The sequence below is a fragment of the Accumulibacter sp. genome, from assembly GCF_023806625.1.
Taxonomy (GTDB): domain Bacteria; phylum Pseudomonadota; class Gammaproteobacteria; order Burkholderiales; family Rhodocyclaceae; genus Accumulibacter.
The window spans coordinates 1-17,278 of sequence record NZ_JAMTDX010000009.1; the positions used below are offsets into that span (position 1 = coordinate 1).

The 17,278-nt window shown below is 67.8% G+C and carries 17 protein-coding genes and 1 pseudogene; 9 read left to right on the forward strand and 9 right to left on the reverse strand.

The genetic code is table 11. The annotated features are described in order from the left end of the window. Positions 1–324, reverse strand: a pseudogene (locus NFW05_RS02250) (hypothetical protein); the annotation flags it as partial. A gap of 352 nt (positions 325–676) precedes the next feature. Here NFW05_RS02250 and cas2 point away from each other — a divergent pair. The 6 genes from cas2 to NFW05_RS02280 all read left to right on the forward strand — a co-directional run bounded on the left by cas2 (position 677) and on the right by NFW05_RS02280 (position 7,488). Next, positions 677–1,090 (forward strand): CRISPR-associated endonuclease Cas2, encoded by a 414-nt coding sequence (gene cas2 / locus NFW05_RS02255; RefSeq protein WP_295302421.1) that lies wholly within the window; start codon positions 677–679, stop codon positions 1,088–1,090. Between the two features lie 12 nt (positions 1,091–1,102). Beyond that, positions 1,103–2,149, forward strand: a complete 1,047-nt coding sequence (cas1, locus tag NFW05_RS02260; protein ID WP_295302423.1) for a CRISPR-associated endonuclease Cas1 — start codon at positions 1,103–1,105, stop codon at positions 2,147–2,149. Next, on the forward strand, positions 2,139–2,435 hold the full coding sequence (locus NFW05_RS02265; protein WP_295302425.1) for a CRISPR-associated endonuclease Cas2: 297 nt from the start codon (positions 2,139–2,141) through the stop codon (positions 2,433–2,435). The genes cas1 and NFW05_RS02265 overlap by 11 nt, the downstream gene beginning before the upstream one ends. A 264-nt stretch (positions 2,436–2,699) precedes the next feature. Then, positions 2,700–4,061: a hypothetical protein gene (locus NFW05_RS02270; protein ID WP_295302427.1), complete on the forward strand. Its 1,362-nt coding sequence runs from the start codon at positions 2,700–2,702 to the stop codon at positions 4,059–4,061. A 135-nt stretch (positions 4,062–4,196) separates the two neighbouring features. After that, a complete protein-coding gene (locus NFW05_RS02275) occupies positions 4,197–6,140 on the forward strand; it encodes an LTA synthase family protein (protein WP_295302429.1) in 1,944 nt (647 codons plus the stop codon). A 13-nt stretch (positions 6,141–6,153) separates the two neighbouring features. Further along, positions 6,154–7,488: an NYN domain-containing protein gene (locus NFW05_RS02280; RefSeq protein ID WP_295302431.1), complete on the forward strand. Its 1,335-nt coding sequence runs from the start codon at positions 6,154–6,156 to the stop codon at positions 7,486–7,488. Positions 7,489–7,583: 95 nt separating this feature from the next. Here NFW05_RS02280 and panD read toward each other — a convergent pair whose 3' ends face one another. Genes panD through NFW05_RS02300 form a run of 4 tightly spaced genes read right to left on the reverse strand, consistent with a single transcriptional unit; the run spans position 7,584 to position 10,400 of the window. After that, positions 7,584–7,967 (reverse strand): aspartate 1-decarboxylase, encoded by a 384-nt coding sequence (gene panD, locus NFW05_RS02285; RefSeq protein ID WP_295302432.1) that lies wholly within the window; start codon positions 7,965–7,967, stop codon positions 7,584–7,586. A 56-nt stretch (positions 7,968–8,023) separates the two neighbouring features. Then, positions 8,024–8,869, reverse strand: coding sequence for a pantoate--beta-alanine ligase (panC, locus tag NFW05_RS02290; RefSeq protein ID WP_295302434.1), 846 nt, complete (start codon positions 8,867–8,869; stop codon positions 8,024–8,026). Between the two features lie 15 nt (positions 8,870–8,884). Beyond that, positions 8,885–9,697, reverse strand: coding sequence for a 3-methyl-2-oxobutanoate hydroxymethyltransferase (gene panB / locus NFW05_RS02295; protein ID WP_295302436.1), 813 nt, complete (start codon positions 9,695–9,697; stop codon positions 8,885–8,887). A 4-nt stretch (positions 9,698–9,701) separates the two neighbouring features. After that, positions 9,702–10,400, reverse strand: coding sequence for a deoxynucleoside kinase (locus NFW05_RS02300; protein ID WP_295302437.1), 699 nt, complete (start codon positions 10,398–10,400; stop codon positions 9,702–9,704). A gap of 291 nt (positions 10,401–10,691) precedes the next feature. Here NFW05_RS02300 and NFW05_RS02305 point away from each other — a divergent pair, with 291 nt between their 5' ends. Continuing rightward, the gene (locus tag NFW05_RS02305) at positions 10,692–10,940 is read left to right on the forward strand and encodes a hypothetical protein (protein WP_295302438.1); all 249 of its coding nucleotides are present in this window, start codon (positions 10,692–10,694) and stop codon (positions 10,938–10,940) included. On the opposite strand, the gene folK is transcribed toward NFW05_RS02305, so the two are convergent. The 4 genes from folK to hda all read right to left on the reverse strand — a co-directional run bounded on the left by folK (position 10,876) and on the right by hda (position 14,229). Next, complete coding sequence (folK, locus tag NFW05_RS02310) at positions 10,876–11,466, reverse strand: 2-amino-4-hydroxy-6-hydroxymethyldihydropteridine diphosphokinase (RefSeq protein WP_366918256.1); 591 nt, start codon at positions 11,464–11,466, stop codon at positions 10,876–10,878. The genes NFW05_RS02305 and folK overlap by 65 nt on opposite strands. Further along, positions 11,459–12,811, reverse strand: coding sequence for a polynucleotide adenylyltransferase PcnB (pcnB, locus tag NFW05_RS02315; protein WP_295302439.1), 1,353 nt, complete (start codon positions 12,809–12,811; stop codon positions 11,459–11,461). The genes folK and pcnB overlap by 8 nt, the downstream gene beginning before the upstream one ends. A 69-nt stretch (positions 12,812–12,880) precedes the next feature. Beyond that, on the reverse strand, positions 12,881–13,546 hold the full coding sequence (locus NFW05_RS02320) for an HAD family phosphatase (RefSeq protein ID WP_295302440.1): 666 nt from the start codon (positions 13,544–13,546) through the stop codon (positions 12,881–12,883). A 17-nt stretch (positions 13,547–13,563) separates the two neighbouring features. Continuing rightward, on the reverse strand, positions 13,564–14,229 hold the full coding sequence (hda, locus tag NFW05_RS02325; RefSeq protein WP_295302442.1) for a DnaA regulatory inactivator Hda: 666 nt from the start codon (positions 14,227–14,229) through the stop codon (positions 13,564–13,566). 131 nt (positions 14,230–14,360) lie between these two features. Here hda and purM point away from each other — a divergent pair, with 131 nt between their 5' ends. Further along, positions 14,361–15,404: a phosphoribosylformylglycinamidine cyclo-ligase gene (gene purM, locus NFW05_RS02330; protein ID WP_295302444.1), complete on the forward strand. Its 1,044-nt coding sequence runs from the start codon at positions 14,361–14,363 to the stop codon at positions 15,402–15,404. Positions 15,405–16,367: 963 nt separating this feature from the next. After that, positions 16,368–17,177, forward strand: a complete 810-nt coding sequence (locus NFW05_RS02335) for an endonuclease/exonuclease/phosphatase family protein (RefSeq protein ID WP_295302446.1) — start codon at positions 16,368–16,370, stop codon at positions 17,175–17,177. Positions 17,178–17,278 lie beyond the last annotated feature (101 nt).

Here is a 17,278-nt window from a genome sequence, read left to right on the forward strand (position 1 = left end):
CTCGTCCCACTTGCGGTTCTGCTCGTCCCACTTGCGGTTCTGCTCGTCCCACTTGCGGTTCTGCTCTTCCCATTTGCGGTTGTCCTCCTCCCACTTGCGGTTCTGCTCTTCCCATTTGCGTTCCTGTTCATCCCAGTGCCGACGCTGGTTTTCGCGATCGGCGGCCAGTTCGTTCAGGACGCGGTCGAAGCGCTCATCGAAGGTTTCCCGCGATACCGTCTGGCGGCGTATGAAGTCCTGCAGCCATTCACGGAAGCCTGGCGATTCCTGCAATATCGCCGGCACCTCGGTTTCCAGCAACTGTTTGATCTCCTGGGCGTTCATGGTCGATCCCTCGCGTCGTCTGCGGGGATTGCGCCTGGTCTCCCGCCTGTGGCAGAGCATAGAAGATCCGCCACCGGTTCAGCAAGGGTCGTGCGCCCGGACGGGCCGTCCGCTGCCGTGGCCTGGGAACGGCTGCCCTGGGTCGCTGGATCGCACGGCCGATGAGGCGAGCGCACCGATCGGGAGGGTCAGGCAGCTCGCGATCTTCAGGCGGGTGACGGCCGGCAGGCGGCAGATCATCGGGATCGTCTGGCCCGCTCGACGCCATTCGTCGTTGGCGACGGCTTCGGCGGTAGAGCCTGCCTGCGGGAATTCGCTGGACAGGAATCGGGCGAGCTTGCTCCGGGGGGCCATGCGGCAGACTCCTCTGGCGTCGAAGCACAAATCGGCGGCGCTGCGCGGGGCTGTGCACGGCGTCGCCGCGCTGGCAAGCTTGCCAAAGCGGACACGCGACGCGCCGGGGCGCATTCTGGCGGGCATGAGCGATGCGGCGCGAACCCTCTACCTGGTCTGCTACGACGTCAGCGAGCCGAAGCGGCTGCGCCGGGTGCATCGCTTCCTGCTCGGCTACAAGGTCGGCGGCCAGAAGTCGTTCTTCGAGTGCTGGCTGACTCCGGCCGAACTGCGCGAGGTCGAGCGGACGCTCGGCGAGCTGATCGATCCGGAGGAGGATCGGGCGCACATCTTCCAGCTCGACCCGCGGATGAAGCGCGATCTGCTCGGCTGCGCGAAGCCGGTGGTGAACGACGTTTTCCTGATCGTCTGAAGGGGGAGGGCGATGACCAGTCTGTATGTCGATCGACGCGGGGTGACGCTGAAGGCGGACGGCGAGGCGCTGGTCTTCTACGAGAACGACGAACGCGTCGGGACGGTGCCGCTGGCGCCGCTGTCGCGCGTCTTCCTGCGCGGCGACGTGACGCTGTCTTCGGCGCTGCTCGGCAAGCTCGGCGAGCGCGGCATCGGCGTGGTCGTCCTCTCCGGGCGCAAGGCGGTGCCGACGATGCTCCTCGGCCGGCCGCACAACGACGCGGCGCGGCGTGTCGCGCAGTACCGCCTGGCGCAGGACGCCGACTACTGCCTGCGCTTTTCAAGGGCGATCGTCGAGGCCAAGCTGCGCGCGCAGTCGGCGTTTCTCGCCGCGCGGCGGGAGAGCGAGCCGCAGTCGCGCTATCTGCTGACCGTCGCGCTGCGCCGGCTGGCGGGGCACATCGCGGCGGTCGACGAGCAGGCTTCGCTGGCCTCGCTGCGCGGCCTCGAGGGGGCCGGGGCGGCGGCGTACTTCGAGGGCTTCGCCGACCTGTTCGCCGATCGCCTGCATTTCTCGGGGCGCAATCGCCGGCCGCCGCGCGATCCGGTCAATGCGTTGCTCTCGCTCGGCTACACGCTGCTCCACGCCGAGGCGGTGCTCGCGCTCTACGGCGCCGGGCTCGATCCGTTCATCGGCTTCTTCCACTCGCTCGACTTCGCCCGCGAGTCGCTGGCCTGCGACGTCGTCGAGCCGCTGCGCGTCGAGGTCGATCAGCACGCGCTGATGCTCTTCCGCACCGAGAAGCTGCGCCCGGAGGACTTTTCGATGACCAGCGCCGGCTGCCTGCTCGGCAAGGCCGGACGCGCGTGCTTCTACGCCGAGTGGGAGCCGCTCGCCGCGCGCCTGCGCAAGCTGCTCGCCGAGAGCGTCGGCGACGTCGCCGCGGCGCTCGGCACCGACGGCGTGACGCCCGAGGGCGGCGAGGGAGCGCCGGCGGGCACGCCGGGTGGCGCAGCCACGGACGACGATCCGCCGGCCGACGACGATCCGGCCACCGACGACGACGATGCGTTCTGAGCAGGCGTTCGTGATCGGCTACGACATCACCCAGCCGCGGCGGCTCGCGCGCGTGCATCGCGAGATGTGCCGGCACGCGACGCCGCTCGAGTACAGCATCTTCCTGCTCGTCGGCAGCGTCGCCGACAAGGACCGTTGCCTCGGAGAGGTCGAGGCGCTGATCGACCGCGACGAGGACGACGTGCGCTGCTACGCGCTGCCGCTGCGCGGCTTCCAGGGGCGGATCGGCCGGGCGAGCCTGCCGGCCGGGATCGTCTGGACGGGTCTGCCGGCGGCGGTCGCCTGAGCAGGGGGTAAAAATGGGGACAGACCCCGTTTTCTGCTCTGCAGAAAACGGGGTCTGTCCCCATTTTTACCATTTTTACCAGGCGTTGAATTTGCCCGTCCGATCCCGTAAAGTGCCGGCTTCCGTGACCCAGGGGGGAGGCAGCGGACCGGTCTCGCGCCAGGCGTGCCCGTCGTCGGGCCGTGCCTCGTTCCGGTGGGTCGATCACGCGGCGTTTTCCCAGCGTTCATTCCGGGGCCTGAATTGTTCGGCCAAGCGAGACATTTGCTGCATTTTCACGAGAACCCCACGGTCGTCGCCTGGTGGCGTACGCGGCTCGGCCGTCCGCTCGACTGGCTGACTCCGGCGCGGCGCCGGGCGATCCTCGCTGTCGGTGCGGGGCTGGCGGGGATTCTTTATCCGCTGACCACGCTGCACGGTGGCAAGGACTGGCAGCAGGCCTTCGATGGGCTGGCGATTTCCCTCGTCGTGCTCGTCCTGTTCGGCTTCCTCTGGCTGGTCTACCGCGCAGCGGCGGCCTTCGCCGCGCTGCCGGCCGCCGTCCGCGGCCATCCGCAGCTCAGTCTGCATCTGATTTACTGGGCGTGTCTGGGCATCCTGTGGTCGACTCCCGCCGACGCGGGCCTTTGGCGGACGGTGCTCTTCGGGGTCGCGGTGATGTTCCCGTTCCTCCTCTGGCGCTGCGGCTACCTGATTTTCTCCGGCCAGTACGGGCGGATGCGCGGCACGGGTTTCAGCGATCACCTGATCACGCTGTGGCCGGCCTTCGGCGGCAACAACACGCCGTACGGCAAGGGGCTCGACTACCTCGCGCGCTGCGAGGCGAAGACGGCCGAGCAGCTCGCCCGCGCGCAGCTTTCGGGAATCCGGCTGATCGGCCTGGGGATGATCTGGGGGGTCACGCTGTTCGTTCTCGAGGGCACTCTCTACGGCGACGGCAACGCACTGACGCACTTTCTGGGCGGCCAGCGGCTGCCCGTTCCGAGTCTCAAAGAGCTCGTCTTCGAGGGGGCCGAGGCGCCGTTTGTGGCGGCCTGGGCGAGCATCTACTGCGAGCTGTTCAAACAGGTGCTGCGCCACGCGGCGGGCAGTCACGCAATCATCGGCGTCCTGCGCATCTTCGGCTTCAACGTCTTCAGGAGCACGTACAAGCCGCTGCTGGCCGAGTCGATCAGCGAGTTCTGGAATCGTTACTACTATTACTTCAAGGAGTTGCTGGCCAATTTCTTCTTCCTGCCGACCTTCGCGCGGCTCGGCAGGCGGCTGCGCAACTGGCCCCGGCTGCGCCTGCTCTGTGCAGTCTTCGCCGCGGCGTTGGTCGGCAACCTCTATTACCACCTGCTGCACATGGCCGTCCCGCTGGCCGAGGGCCGGATCCTGCCGGCCCTCGCCGCCCTCGATTCGCGGATGCTCTACTGCCTGCTGTTGGCGATCGGCATTTACGTGTCGATGCTTCGCGAGCAGGGCCGGCTCGGCCAGGGTGCACGACCCGGGGGCGTCCGGCGCCTGTTGCGGATCTTCGGTGTGTGGACCTTCTTCGGGCTGATCTTCATCTGGGACGTGCGCAGCCCGGCCTCACTGCTCACCCGCGTCGATTTCTTCCTCGGCCTGTTCGGCCTGCGCTGAACGGGGCGGCAGTCGAATCTCCGCGCCGGTGCTCAGCAGCGCGGGGATCGGCTATCATGCCGGCCTGGCCTCGCTCGCGCCGCAGCTGCGCGCGGCGCCCTTCCCATGGAGCACCGATTCCCGGATCAACGACAGATGAATCAGTCTTCCCCATCACGGGCGACGCGCCTCTTCGCCCATCGCTACGGACCCTTCTGGCTGCTGCTGGCGGTCTTCCTGGCCATCTCGCTGCTCACGCGGCTCGCGCTGCTGGTCAAGACAGGTCTCGCCGCCGAGCCGGGTCCGGGCAATCTGCTGCAGATTTTCGGTCTCGGCCTGGCCTTCGATCTGGTCGCCGCGAGCTACTTCTTCATCCCGCTGATCGTTTTCCTCTTCCTCGTTCCGGACCGTCTCTATCGCTGGGCGCCGTTCCGCTGGTTCCTGCTCGCCGGGACGGTGGTCTGGATCTTCATCATGCTCTTCAACGCCGCCGCCGAATGGACCTTCTGGGACGAATTCGGTTCGCGCTACAACTTCATCGCCGTCGATTACCTGTTGTACACGCACGAGGTGATCGGCAACATCATGGAGTCGTACCCGGTCGGGCCGATCCTCGCCGGACTGGCGATCGTCTCGCTTGCCGTCGCCTGGGCGCTGCGCCACTGGCTCTGGGCGTCGCATCACGTTCGCTCGCACTACACCGGGCGGGCCGGCTGGCTGGTGCTGTTCCTGATCCTGCCTTTCCTCGCCTTCTCGCTGGTCGATTTCCGGCTCAAGGACCTGTCGGCGAACCGCTACGTCAATGCCCTCTCGGGCAATGGCGTCTACGAGTTCTTCGCCGCGGCGTACAACAATGAACTCGATTACGCCACCTTCTACTATTCGTTGCCGCCCGAGCAGGCCTTCGCGCGGCTGCGTGAGCTGCTGCCGACCCGGCATGCGCGGCTGGCCAGCGACGACCCGCGTGACGTGACGAGGATCGTCAGTCATCCCGGTCCCGAGAAGCGCCTCAACGTGATCCTGATCTCCGTCGAGAGCCTGTCGGCGGAATACCTGACCCGTTTTGGCGAGAACGGCGGGATCACCCCGAGGCTCGACGCACTGGCCAGGCAGGGGCTGCTGTTCACCAACCTCTACGCAACCGGCACGCGAACGGTCCGCGGTCTCGAAGCGCTGGCGCTGTCGATCCCGCCGACTCCGGGGCAGTCGATCGTCAAGCGTCCGGCCAACGAGGGGCTCTTTGCCCTCGGTGAGGTGTTCCGTGCGAAGGGCTATGAGGTCCGTTTCCTCTACGGCGGCTACGGCTATTTCGACAACATGAACGACTTTTTCGACGGCAACGGTTACCAGGTCATCGACCGCGTGGCGATTCCCGCGGAGCGCATCCATCACGAGAACATCTGGGGTGTCGCCGACGAGGATTTGTTCACCCAGGCGCTGATCGAGGCCGACAAGGCGCACGCCGCGGGCAGGCCGTCGTTCATGCAGCTGATGACCACCTCGAACCACCGGCCGTTCACCTATCCCGAGGGGCGGATCGACATCCCCTCGAAGAGCGGCCGCAAGGGCGGCGTCAAGTACACCGACTGGGCGATCGGCGACTTCATCGACCGGGCAGCGACCCGGCCGTGGTTTGCCGATACCGTCTTCGTGATCGTCGCCGATCACTGCGCGTCGTCGGCGGGCAAGTCCGACCTGCCGGTCAACCGCTACCAGATTCCCGCGCTGTTCTACTCGCCGAAGCACATCCCGCCGGGCGAGTTCGACCGGCTGACCAGCCAGATCGACCTGGCGCCGACTTTGCTCGGGCTGCTCAACTTCAGCTATCGCAGCCGCTTCTTCGGGTACGACATGTTCGACCTGGAGCCCGGACGCGAGCGAGCGTTCATCAGCACTTACCAGGACCTCGGTTATCTGCGTGGCGACCGACTCGTCAAGCTCGATCCGCGGCGCGGCCGGGGGGTCTATCGCCCGGATTTCGACGATGGATCGGCGGTGCGCGTCGAAGACGACCCGCAAATGGTGACCGATGCGGTCAGCTGGTATCAGGTCGCCGCCTGGGCCTACGGGCACGGCGCACTGAGGTGGATTCCGCAATAGCGAAAGGACGATCATGGCCGTAGCGCCCGAAACCGCGATCATGGCGCTGTTCTGCGACTTCGAGAACGTCGCGCTCGGCGTTCGCGACGCCAAGTACGACAAGTTCGACATCAAGCCGGTGCTCGAACGTCTGTTGCTCAAGGGCAGCATCGTCGTCAAGAAGGCGTACTGTGACTGGGAGAGATACAAGGGCTTCAAGGCGACGATGCACGAGGCGAGCTTCGAGCTCATCGAGATTCCGCACCTGCGCCAGTCGGGCAAGAACTCGGCGGACATCAGGCTGGTCGTCGACGCCCTCGACCTGTGCTACACGAAGGCCCATGTCGACACCTTCGTGATCATCAGCGGAGATTCGGATTTTTCGCCGCTGGTTTCGAAGCTGCGCGAGAACGCCAAGTACGTGATCGGCGTCGGGGTCAAGCAGTCGACCTCGGACCTGCTGATCGGCAACTGCGACGAGTTCATCTTCTACGATGATCTGGTCCGCGAGATGCAGCGTTCGGCGAGACGCGACGCCAGGGAGTCGCCGCCGGCGGTGCGGCGCTCGCCTGAAGAGGAGGCACAGCGGCGGGCCGAACTCGATGCCCGGCGCAGCAAGGCGATCGAGCTGGCCGTCGCGACCTTCGATGCCCTGGTCGACGAGCGCGGCGACAGCGGCAAGATCTGGGCCTCGATGCTCAAGGAAGCGATCAAGCGGCGCAAGCCGGACTTCAGCGAGTCGTACTACGGTTTCCGGGCCTTCGGCAACCTGCTCGAGGAAGCGCAGGCACGAGGGCTTCTCGAACTCGGCCGCGACGAGAAGTCGGGAACCTACATCTCGCGGGGGAGCGGCCTCGCCCAAGTCTCCGAGGCACCGGCAGAGGCGGTGATCGAACTACCGGCTGCGCCGCTGGCCGAGGGACCAGCCGAGCCGGCTCCGGTCGACGAGGCCGGCGACAAGACCGGCACACGGCGCAAGGGTGAAGGTCGTCGCAAGGCGGCCGAGAAAGGCACGCGGCGGGCGAGGGGAGCGAAGGAAGCGAAAGACGACGAAGCGCCGTCGGCCGAGGCCACGGGAGCGCCAGCAGTGGCCGCCGAAGACCGTCCGCCCGACGCCCGGCCGGTTATCCCGGCCGACTTCGCGGAAGCTGCGGAGCCGGCGGCGCTTGCCCCGTTGCCGCCGGCTGCCGGCGAAGCCCCGAGCGGCGCGCCGAGCGCGCTGGTCGCCGACGAACGCGCAGCGGAGGGGCTTGCCGCGGAGAACCCCGAGGAGTTCACCGCGGGTGAGCGGACCGCGCGGCCGGCGCGCAAGGCGCCGAGCCGACCCCGCCGTCCGCGTGTGCCCAAGCCCGTGGCCGAGGAGACCTGACCACCGGGCGGACCCGCCGGGAGTCGGCGGCGCGGCACCCCGCCCCGATCAAGCGGAGCCGAGCCGCGCGGCGGGAGTCGGTGGGCAGAATCGCTTCAGGCGGCGGCCTGGACCGGAATCCACCCGGCCGTGCGCACGATGCGGTTCTGGGTATCGACGTAGATCAGCCGCGGCGCGTACTCGCTCATTTCCGCATCGCTGTAGCTCGCGAAACTGGCGATGATCAGGATGTCGCCGGGAGCTGCCCGGCGCGCCGCCGAGCCGTTGACCGAGATGACCCCTGAACCGCGCTCGGCGCAGATCGCGTAGGTCGTGAAGCGCTCACCGTTGTTGACGTTCCAGACGTCGACCTGCTCGTATTCCCGGATGCTCGCCGCGTCGAGAAGATCCTCGTCGATCGCACAGGAGCCTTCGTAGTGCAGCTCCGCGTGGGTCGCGGTGACGCGGTGCAGCTTCGACTTGAGCATGGTTCTGTGCATGGATTCACCGCCGGGGAAGTTGGGGGAAGCGCATTTTAGCGGCTGCCCCGAACGTGTCAATGACCGCCGGAATCAGTGATTTCGAGGTTGTCGATCAGCCGCGCGCTGCCCAGACGGCTGGCCGCGAGGACCACCAGTGCTTCCCGGCCGTTGCCCTCGGGCACCTGCAGGTCGCTCTGGCGTCGCACCGCAACATAGTCGGTCGTCCAGCCGTGCGCGTTGAGCTCGGCGCTGGCGGCCGCCTCGAGCCCGGCGAAGTCGCGTTCTCCGCCGCAGATGGCCCGGCCAATTTCCTGGAGCAGGCGATGCAGCCGCGGCGCTTCGGCGCGCTCGGCCGGCGTCAGATAGCCGTTGCGCGACGACAGCGCCAGTCCGTCGTCGGCGCGCACCGTCTCGCCGCCGACGATCTCGATCGGCAGCGCCATCTGGCGCGCCATGTTGCGCAGAACCATCAGCTGCTGGTAGTCCTTCTTGCCGAAGATCGCCGCCTGTGGCTGGACGATGTTGAACAGCTTGAGGACGACCGTGGCCACGCCGCGGAAGTGCCCTGGACGGAAAGCGCCTTCGAGCTGCCGCTGGATCTCCGGGGGGTCGACGTAGTACTCCTGGGGTTCGGGGTAGAATTCGGCCTCCGCAGGGGCGAAGAGCAGGTCGACGCCGGCGGCCGCGAGCTGGGCGCAGTCGGCGGAGAAGGTCCGGGGATAGCGGTCGAAGTCGTCGTTCGGACCGAACTGCAGACGGTTGACGAAGATGCTCGCCACGACGGTCTCGCCGTAGGCACGCGCCGTGTGCATCAGGGCGATGTGTCCGGCGTGCAGGTTGCCCATCGTCGGGACGAAGGCGATCTCGCCGCGTCGCCGCAGCTCGGCGCGCACTTGGGCGATCGAAGAAACGATCTGCATGTTGTCCGCAGGCGTTCAGTAGCAGTGCTCGGCGGCCGGGAAGCTGCCGTCCCTGACCGCCGTCACGTAGGCCGCGATCGCCGCGGCGATCGACGGCTGGCCGGACATGAAGTTGCGCACGAAGCGCGCCTTCCTTCCGGACGAAATGTCGAGCATGTCGTGCAGGACGAGGACCTGGCCCGAACACGCAGCACTCGCGCCGATGCCGATCGTCGGAATCGAGAGCTGACTGCTGACCTCCGCAGCGAGCCTTTCGGGAATCGCTTCGAGCACGATCAGACTCGCCCCGGCGTCCTGCTGGGCGATCGCGTCGGCGATCAGGCGGGCGGCAGCCGACTCGCCCCGGCCCTGGACACGGTAACCGCCGAGCTGGTGGACCGACTGCGGGGTCAGTCCGACATGGGCGCAGACGGGCAGTCCGCGTGCGCAGAGGAAGTGTGTCGTCTCGGCCATGTCGACCCCGCCCTCGATCTTGACCATCTGGGCGCCGGCGGCCATCAGCACGACGGCATTGCGCAGGGCCTGCGGCGGGCTTTCCTGGAAACTGCCGAAGGGCATGTCGGCGATGATCAGCGGCCTTCGGCTGCCGCGGGCAACGCATCGGGTGTGGTAAGCGACGTCATCGAGACTGACCGGCAGCGTCGAGTCGTGGCCCTGGAGGACCATGCCCAGCGAGTCGCCGATGAGCAGGGCGTCCACGCCGGCGGCATCGCAGAGTCCGGCGAAGCTCGCGTCGTAACAGGTGAGCACGGCGATCTTCTCGCCACTGGCCCGCATCCGGGCCAGGTCGGCGGGAGTCAGGCGGCGCGTCGCGGCGTGGCTGGACATGGCGTCACTCTCCCCGGTTGAAGTACTCGCGGTGTCCGCGCATCGCCTCGATGCGCCTGACCAGCAGCTGGAAATCATCGTCGCTGTCGACGAAATTGATGTTCTCGGAGTTCACCACCATGACCGGTGCGGCGTCGTAATCGTGGAAGAAGTGCATGTAGCTCTCGGCGAGCACGGTCAGGTACGCGTCGTCGATGCGTCGCTCCATGTCCACGCCGCGCCTGCGCACCCGGGCGATCAGTGTTTCCGGGCTGGCCTGGAGATAGATCACCAGGTCGGGTCGCGTTGCGGGTGGCGAGAGCTGTCCGGAGATCCGGCCATAGAGCTCGTATTCGTCAGCGGAAAGGGTCAGTAACGCGAACACCGCGTCCTTCTCGAGCAGAAAATCGGCGACGACCGGGCGCGCCAGAGCGTCGGGCTGCGACAGTTCGCGCGACTTGGCGATGCGCTGGAGAAGGAAGGAGAGCTGCGTGGCCAGCGCGAAACGCTCGCGATCCTCGTAGAAGCGACTCAGGAACGGGTTCTGCTCGGGCTCTTCGAGTACCAGGCGGGCGTCGAGCAGCGCGCCGAGCCGACGCGCGAGGCTCGTCTTGCCGACGCCGATCGGTCCCTCGACGACGATCTGGCGCGCGCCGGTCAACGTGCTGCGCCCGCCCGACGGATGGCGATCGGTGAAACCCTCCTTGCGCGCTGCAGACTCCATCCTCGTTCCTCTCCGGCCGGCGATGCTTGCAGGCTGTTCGTTCGCCGCGCGGCCTCTTCTGCGATGGCCGCGTAGGATACACAGTGCAGGCGGCCAATGGTCGATTTCGCGGCTTCCCGGTGCACAAAAAATCTTGCCAGGCCCGGCTGTGCCGAGGCCCCGCCTCGTGCCGACCTCGACCGGTGGTGCCGGGCTGTCCGGTCGGCCGGCGAAACATCCCGTTACAAATGGCGGTGAGCCGATCGGCTGCTGGCGCGTTAGCCGATCATCGATCCCCGGAGAGCACTGCAAATGAAGAACACCGTCCTCCCGCTGGTCCTGCCGTTGGCTCTGGCCGGTTGCGTCGTCGTCCCGGCCCAGCCGGCTTATGTCCCGCCTCGCGTCCATCCACCGCCGCCGGTCGTCTATCCATCGCCTCCACCGCCGCCGCCGGTGATCTTTCCGCCGCGACCGTACGTCAATCCGCCGCCGGTGTTCATCGTTCCCGGTCGGCCGTATCGAGGACCCGGTTACTGGCCGCCACGCTACTATCGGGACTGAGCGGGGCGCGGACCGATCCGCGTTCGGGCTGCCAGGCGGCGAGCCTTTCGATGCGCTGCCGGCTGACTGCAGTGAGCCAGGCCGCGGCCAGTCCGCGCCCGGGGATCCGGCAGTCGGCGGCGATCTCGACGAGCGGCGCGAGGACGAACGCGCGCAGGTGCATCCGCGGGTGAGGCAGGCTCAACCGGGGGCTGTCAAGGACGAGTTGATCGTAGAGCAACAGGTCGAGGTCAAGCGTTCGCGGCGCGTTGCGGAACTCGCGCAGTCGCCCGAAGCGGCGTTCGACGGCGAACAGTGCGTCGAGCAGTTGTCCGGCTCCGAGCGCAGTGTGCAGCGCGGCGACGGCGTTGATGAAATCAGGTTGACCACGGATGCCGACCGGTTCGGTGCGGTACAGCGAGGAGAGCCTGGTCACGGTCGACTGCGGCAGCTCGCCGAGCGCCTCGTGCGCGGCTCTGACCTGGGCTACGGGATCGGCCAGGTTGGCCCCGAGCGCGACGAAGGCGAGATGACCCGCGTCACTCATCTCCGCCGTTCTGCGTGTCGGCGGCAGCCGACCGCCGGCGCCGGCGGCGCTTGCGCGTCGCTCCGGCCGACGGTGGCAGCAGCATCGCCGCCCGCTCGTCGTCGGAGGCGTGCAGGAAGGCCGTCCACCACTCGCCGACTTCCGGCTCGAGCTCGCCCGACTCGACACGCAGCAGCAGGAAGTCGTAAGCGGCGCGGAAACGCGGGTGTTGCAGGACGCCGTACGCGCGCTTGCCGCCGCGCTGGGCGAAGCGTGGCTGCAATGCCCAGATTTCCTTGATGTCGCCGACGATGCGCCGGGTGATGGCCAGCTTTTCGGCCTGCACGTCGACCACCTCGTCCATCGCCCGGAACAGCGCAGGGATCGACGGCTCGCCGTTCGCCTCGAACTGCTGCCACTTGCTCAACACCTCGTGCCAGAGCAGCGTGGCGAAGAGAAAGCCCGGCGAGATGTGCCTGCCTTCGCGGACGCGTCGATCGGTCGTCTCGAGCGCGAGGGTGACGAAGCGTTCGCCGAGCGGCTGGTCGAAAATCACGTCGAGCAGCGGCAGCAGGCCGTGGTGCAGCCCTTCCTCGCGCAGCTGGGCGAGGCAGCGGACGGCGTGTCCCGAAGTGAGCAGCTTGAGCATTTCGTCGAGAAGCCGCGACGGCGGGACGTTCTCGATCAGCTCGCTCATCTCGCGGATCGGCCGGCGGGCTTCGGGATCGATCGACAGACCGAGCTTCGCCGCAAGGCGGACCGCGCGGAGCATGCGCACGGGATCCTCACGGTAGCGCGTGCGTGGGTCGCCGATCATCCGCAAGGTCTTTTGCTGGAGGTCGGCGACGCCGTGGTGATAATCGACGATCGTTTCCGCCGTCGGGTCGTAATACAGGGCGTTGACCGTGAAATCGCGCCGTGCGGCATCCTCGGCCTGACTGCCGAAGACGTTGTCGCGGAGCACCCGGCCCTGGTCGTCGATGTGCGCCCTGGCGTTGCCCTGTTCGCCGTGGTGACCGCGGAAAGTCGTCACCTCGATCGTCTCGTTGCCCATGCCGACATGGACGATCTGGAAACGCCGTCCGATGATCCGCGACCGGCGGAAACACGAGCGCACCTGCTCGGGCGTCGCGTCGGTCGCCACGTCGAAGTCCTTGGGTTTGAGGCCGGCGAGCAGATCGCGGACGGCGCCGCCGACGATGTACGCCTGGTAACCATTTTCCTGGAGGATCTGGACGGTCCGTTGCGAGGCGCGGCTGATGTGGTCGCGCTCGAGTCCGTGCTGGGCGACGCCGAGAATCGCTGGCTGATCGTTGGTTGCGCTGTCCTTGTGCCCGAGGACGCGGGAGATGAGCTTGCGGATCATGGCGGTGGGCTCGGCTCGGCGGCTGCTCTGGCGGCCGATGGTGGCGGCTGGTTCATGGTAGGCGCCCGGTCAGTCGCGCAGGCTGAGGATCCGCCAGCCGGCCGCCTCGGCGTGCGCACGCAGCGTCGGGTCCGGGTCGACGGCGACCGGGTGACTGACCCGGGAGAGGAGCGGCAGATCGTTCAGCGAGTCGCTGTAGAACCAGCTGCGCTCGAAGCTTCCCCACCACAGGCCGAGCGACTCGAGCCAGGCGTCGACGCGGACGACCTTGCCTTCGCGGAACGACGGGATGCCGCGCGGCCGGCCGGTGAACTGGCCCATCTCCTGCGCCGGGATCGTCGCGATCAGGTGGGCGACACCGAATTCGCCGACGATCGGCCCGGTGACGAAGCTGTTGGTCGCGGTGACCACCGCGCACAGCGCGCCAGCGTCGAGGTGGCTGCGCACCAGCGCGCGCGCCTGCTCGCTGACCAGCGGCCGGATGTGCCGCGCGAGGAACTCGCGTTGCCACGCTTCGAGCTGCGCGCGCGGGTGCCTGGCCAGCGGTTGCAGCTGGAAGTCGAGAAAGGCGTCGATGTCCAGCGTGCCGGCCTTGTATTGCTCGTAGAACTCGACGTTGCGCGCCTCGTACAGTTCGCGCTCGAGGATTCCCTTGCCGATCAGGAACTGCGCCCATTCGAAGTCGCTGTCGCCGCCGATCAGCGTGTTGTCGAGGTCGAAGAGGGCGAGGTCCATGCCTGGCTCCGGGCGGATCAGAAGTCGAGCGAGGTCTGGAGCACCTCGCGCACCAATGAGACGGTGATCGGTCGCTGGCGCTCGAGCGAAAGCCGGTCGAGCGCTCCGAGCAGCGCGGTCAGGCTGCGCATGTCGCGCGGGGCCCGGGAGAAGAGATACTGGATCGCTTCGGCCGGGAGGACCAGGCCGCGTGCGCGGGCCCGTTCGGCGAGCGCCGTCCGCTGCTCGGCGTCGGTGAGTGGCTGCAGCCGGTACACGAGGCCGCTGCCGAGCCGGGTGCGCAGGTCCTCACGCAAGGCGAGGTGCAGCGGCGGCCGGCCGGCGGCGACGAGCAGGCGTCCGTGCTGCGCCGGCAGCGCGTTGATCAGCCGGAAGAGCGCGATCTGTCCATCTTCGTCGAGCGCCTCGAGGTGGTCGATGGCCAGCAACTCGCCGGCCATCGGCTCCTCGTCGCGGTCGGTGAGACCGGGCGTTTCGATCGCGTCGTGGTAGCGCGCGCCACAGGCCCGGAGCAGATGCGACTTGCCCGCTCCCGGCTCGCCCCAGAGGAAGAACAGGGGCTCCTGATTGTCGGCCGAGAGCCAGGCAGCGAAGGCGGTCAGCGTCTCGCCGTTGCGGCCGGTGACGAAGCTGTCGAAGCTCGGCACCTCTTCCGGCAACAGATCGAGGATCAGCTGGCGCATCGCAGTCTCGGGGCCGGGGCTGCGCGAGCCGCACGGCTCGACCATTTGGGATAAGATTCGCGTTTCATGAGGGTGGAGCCGGGCATTCTACCACCGCGCCGCCCTTCCCAGTCCCGCCCGGAAGGCAGTCGATGACCCAGGAATCCCTCTCGTACCGTGACGCCGGTGTCGATATCGAAGCCGGCGATGAGCTCGTCGAAAGGATCAAGCCGTTCGCGCGAAGGACGCTGCGCGCCGGCGTGCTCGCCGGGATCGGCGGGTTCGGCGCGCTTTTCGAGGTGCCGCGAGGCTACCGCGAGCCGGTCATCGTTTCCGGTACCGATGGCGTCGGAACCAAGCTCAGGCTCGCCTGGGAACTGCGGCGCCACGACGCCATCGGCATCGACCTGGTCGCGATGAGCGTCAACGACATCCTTGTCCAGGGCGCCGAGCCGCTCTTCTTCCTCGATTACTTTGCCTGCGGCAAGCTCGACGTCGCCATCGCCGCCGAGGTCGTCAAGGGCATTGCACGCGGTTGCGAACTGGCCGGCTGTGCGCTGATCGGCGGCGAGACGGCCGAGATGCCCGGGATGTACCCCGAAGGCGAGTACGACCTCGCCGGATTCGCGGTCGGCGTCGTCGAGAAATCGGCGATCGTCGATGGCTCGTCGATCGTCCCGGGCGATCTCGTCCTTGGCTTGCCGTCGTCCGGTGCACATGCCAACGGGTACTCGCTGATCCGCCGGATCCTTGCCCGGTCGGGAGCCGATCTGACCCGACCTTTCGACGGCGAGGCGACGCTCGCCGAGGTGATCATCGCGCCGACGCGAATCTACGTGCGGCCGCTGCTCGCGCTGATGCGCGCGTTGCCGGTCAAGGGGATGGCGCACATCACCGGTGGCGGGCTGACCGGCAACGTGCCGAGGATCCTTCCGCCGGGAGTCTGCGCCGAAATCATCGAGGCCGCGTGGCCACGCTCGAAGCTTTTCTCGTGGCTTCAGGAGCAGGGTGGCGTCGCGGACAGCGAGATGCACCGCGTCTTCAACTGCGGCATCGGCATGGTCGTCGTCGTCGCGCGCGAAGACGCCGACCGGGCGATCGCGGTGCTGCGTGAGGCCGGTGAGACGGCGCGGGTCATCGGCTGCATCAGACCAAGGGAAGACGGGGAGGCGGCGACCGTCGTCGTTTCCGGCTAGCGGTCGCGCGCTGCCGCCGACGCGTCGCCGCGGCGCCAGCGAGCTTTCTCGGTGACGTGCTCGAAGCGGGCGGCCGACGGCGCCTGACTGAAGAACCTGTGCCGTTCCCGCAACCAGCTGCGCGGCCTGCGCGACCGCTGGCAGGCGGGTACCGCGGAGAACCCGAGATCAAAGCAGCGCGCGTGTCGTCGAGGATCGCCCACGCCGGCCACGCCGCCACGTGGCACTTGCACGCCCTCCTTCGCGGCGGGTGGTTCGACCCGTCGCGGGAGCCTGACGGCCCGCCTGTCGGGCGCGTACTGCGTGGCGGCTCGTGGGACAACAAGCCGCACAACGCACGCGCAGCCAAACGCAACAGGAACGACACGACGAACCGGAACGACAACGGGGTTTCGTCTGGCCAGGATGCCTCCGATCGCCGGAGCCGACGGATCCGCGGATCCGCCGGGTGTGCAGGGAAGCATCCACGAGCCGTCATGATCAGTGCTGCATCCCGCCCCCGTCTTGCCGGACGACCGGGACGGGGCGGGTTGGGCCAGCCGGACGTTTTGGTCGACATCGACGAACGCCGCTGCGTCCGTCAGAGTCGGTGGATCGCGGGCCAAGGCAGAAGGGCGCGGCTCGACCCGCCTGACGCAAGGGCTCAGCCCGGAAGCGCGTGAGACAGCGGACGTCGTCGGGGCGAAGCAGGCTGGTTGCTTGCCGAGTCGCACGCAGCCGCTCGCCGTCAGTCGGGACTCGAGGGAGATCGCAGTGGCACGAGCCTTCGCCGACGGGATCGCGTCCGAGCGGCGGCAGCGTGGCGACCGACCGTGAGGAGAACGGTCACGTCAGCCCGGCTGCCCGCCGGGCGGTGTTTTCGACACGTGCGGGCGTCGCGACTGCTATCATCAGGGCCTTCCAGCGTCACGCGTCGGTCTGCCAGCAGGAGCGGGGCCACGGGGCGCCTGCCGGGCCAAAGGCATGAAGCTGAGGGTTGCCACCTACAACATACACAAGGGCGTCACCGGAATTCGCCGACGGCCGCGCATCCACGACGTGCGCTTCGCGCTCGAAGCGATCGATGCCGACATCGTCTTCCTGCAGGAGGTCCAGGACCGCAACGAGCGGCTGGCGGGCCATCCCGCCTATCCGTCCGGTACGCAGCTCGATTTCCTGGCTACCGGCGCGTACGCGCATCGCGCCTACGGGATGAATGCGGCGTATCCGCACGGCCATCATGGCAACGCGATCCTCTCGCGCCAGCGGATCATCGCGCACATGAACCATGACATATCGGACCATCTGCTCGAGCGGCGCGGTCTGTTGCATGTCGTGGCTCGTTGCGGGCGGGGCAGGGGCCGCGAGGTCCATCTGATCTGCGTCCACTTCGGGCTGATCAAGCGCAGCCGGCTGCGCCAGGCCGTGTTTCTCGCCGACTTCGTGTTGAGGGAGATCCCGGCCAGGGCGCCGCTGATCATCGCTGGCGATTTCAACGACTGGCAGCGGCGCGTCGATGGCCTGCTGCGCGATCGGCTCGGCGTCGAGGAGGTGGCGGCCGCTTCGGCGCCTGCGCGCCAGGGGTCCAGCGTACTCGACTGGCTGCTGCCCTGGCGATCGTCGGGAGACGTGCAGGCCGGTGTCGCGCGGACCTTTCCGAGCATCGCTCCGTGGCTGACCCTCGACCGCATCTATGTCCGCGGCTTCCGGATCCTCGGCATGCACGTTCCCAAGGGGATCGCCTGGGCGCGGTGTTCGGACCACGCGCCGCTGATCGCCGACCTCGAACTCTAGCAGCCGGTCGGACTCAGGGCGGAAAAACCATCGGCCGGATGAAGGGGCCGCGGTTTGGCGATTTTCCCGCCTTTTCCGGGCGTTTCCCCGGGTTTCTCTTA

Bases quoted from the DNA above. Each gene is read 5' to 3' on its own strand.
- cas2 (WP_295302421.1), top strand. From the start codon at position 677: ATGCGGCAGACTCCTCTGGCGTCGAAGCACAAATCGGCGGCGCTGCGC.
- cas1 (WP_295302423.1), top strand. From the start codon at position 1,103: ATGACCAGTCTGTATGTCGATCGACGCGGGGTGACGCTGAAGGCGGAC.
- NFW05_RS02265 (WP_295302425.1), top strand. From the start codon at position 2,139: ATGCGTTCTGAGCAGGCGTTCGTGATCGGCTACGACATCACCCAGCCG.
- NFW05_RS02275 (WP_295302429.1), top strand. From the start codon at position 4,197: ATGAATCAGTCTTCCCCATCACGGGCGACGCGCCTCTTCGCCCATCGC.
- NFW05_RS02280 (WP_295302431.1), top strand. From the start codon at position 6,154: ATGGCCGTAGCGCCCGAAACCGCGATCATGGCGCTGTTCTGCGACTTC.
- panD (WP_295302432.1), bottom strand. From the start codon at position 7,967: ATGCACAGAACCATGCTCAAGTCGAAGCTGCACCGCGTCACCGCGACC.
- panC (WP_295302434.1), bottom strand. From the start codon at position 8,869: ATGCAGATCGTTTCTTCGATCGCCCAAGTGCGCGCCGAGCTGCGGCGA.
- panB (WP_295302436.1), bottom strand. From the start codon at position 9,697: ATGTCCAGCCACGCCGCGACGCGCCGCCTGACTCCCGCCGACCTGGCC.
- NFW05_RS02300 (WP_295302437.1), bottom strand. From the start codon at position 10,400: ATGGAGTCTGCAGCGCGCAAGGAGGGTTTCACCGATCGCCATCCGTCG.
- NFW05_RS02305 (WP_295302438.1), top strand. From the start codon at position 10,692: ATGAAGAACACCGTCCTCCCGCTGGTCCTGCCGTTGGCTCTGGCCGGT.
- folK (WP_366918256.1), bottom strand. From the start codon at position 11,466: ATGAGTGACGCGGGTCATCTCGCCTTCGTCGCGCTCGGGGCCAACCTG.
- pcnB (WP_295302439.1), bottom strand. From the start codon at position 12,811: ATGATCCGCAAGCTCATCTCCCGCGTCCTCGGGCACAAGGACAGCGCA.
- NFW05_RS02320 (WP_295302440.1), bottom strand. From the start codon at position 13,546: ATGGACCTCGCCCTCTTCGACCTCGACAACACGCTGATCGGCGGCGAC.
- hda (WP_295302442.1), bottom strand. From the start codon at position 14,229: ATGCGCCAGCTGATCCTCGATCTGTTGCCGGAAGAGGTGCCGAGCTTC.
- purM (WP_295302444.1), top strand. From the start codon at position 14,361: ATGACCCAGGAATCCCTCTCGTACCGTGACGCCGGTGTCGATATCGAA.
- NFW05_RS02335 (WP_295302446.1), top strand. From the start codon at position 16,368: ATGAAGCTGAGGGTTGCCACCTACAACATACACAAGGGCGTCACCGGA.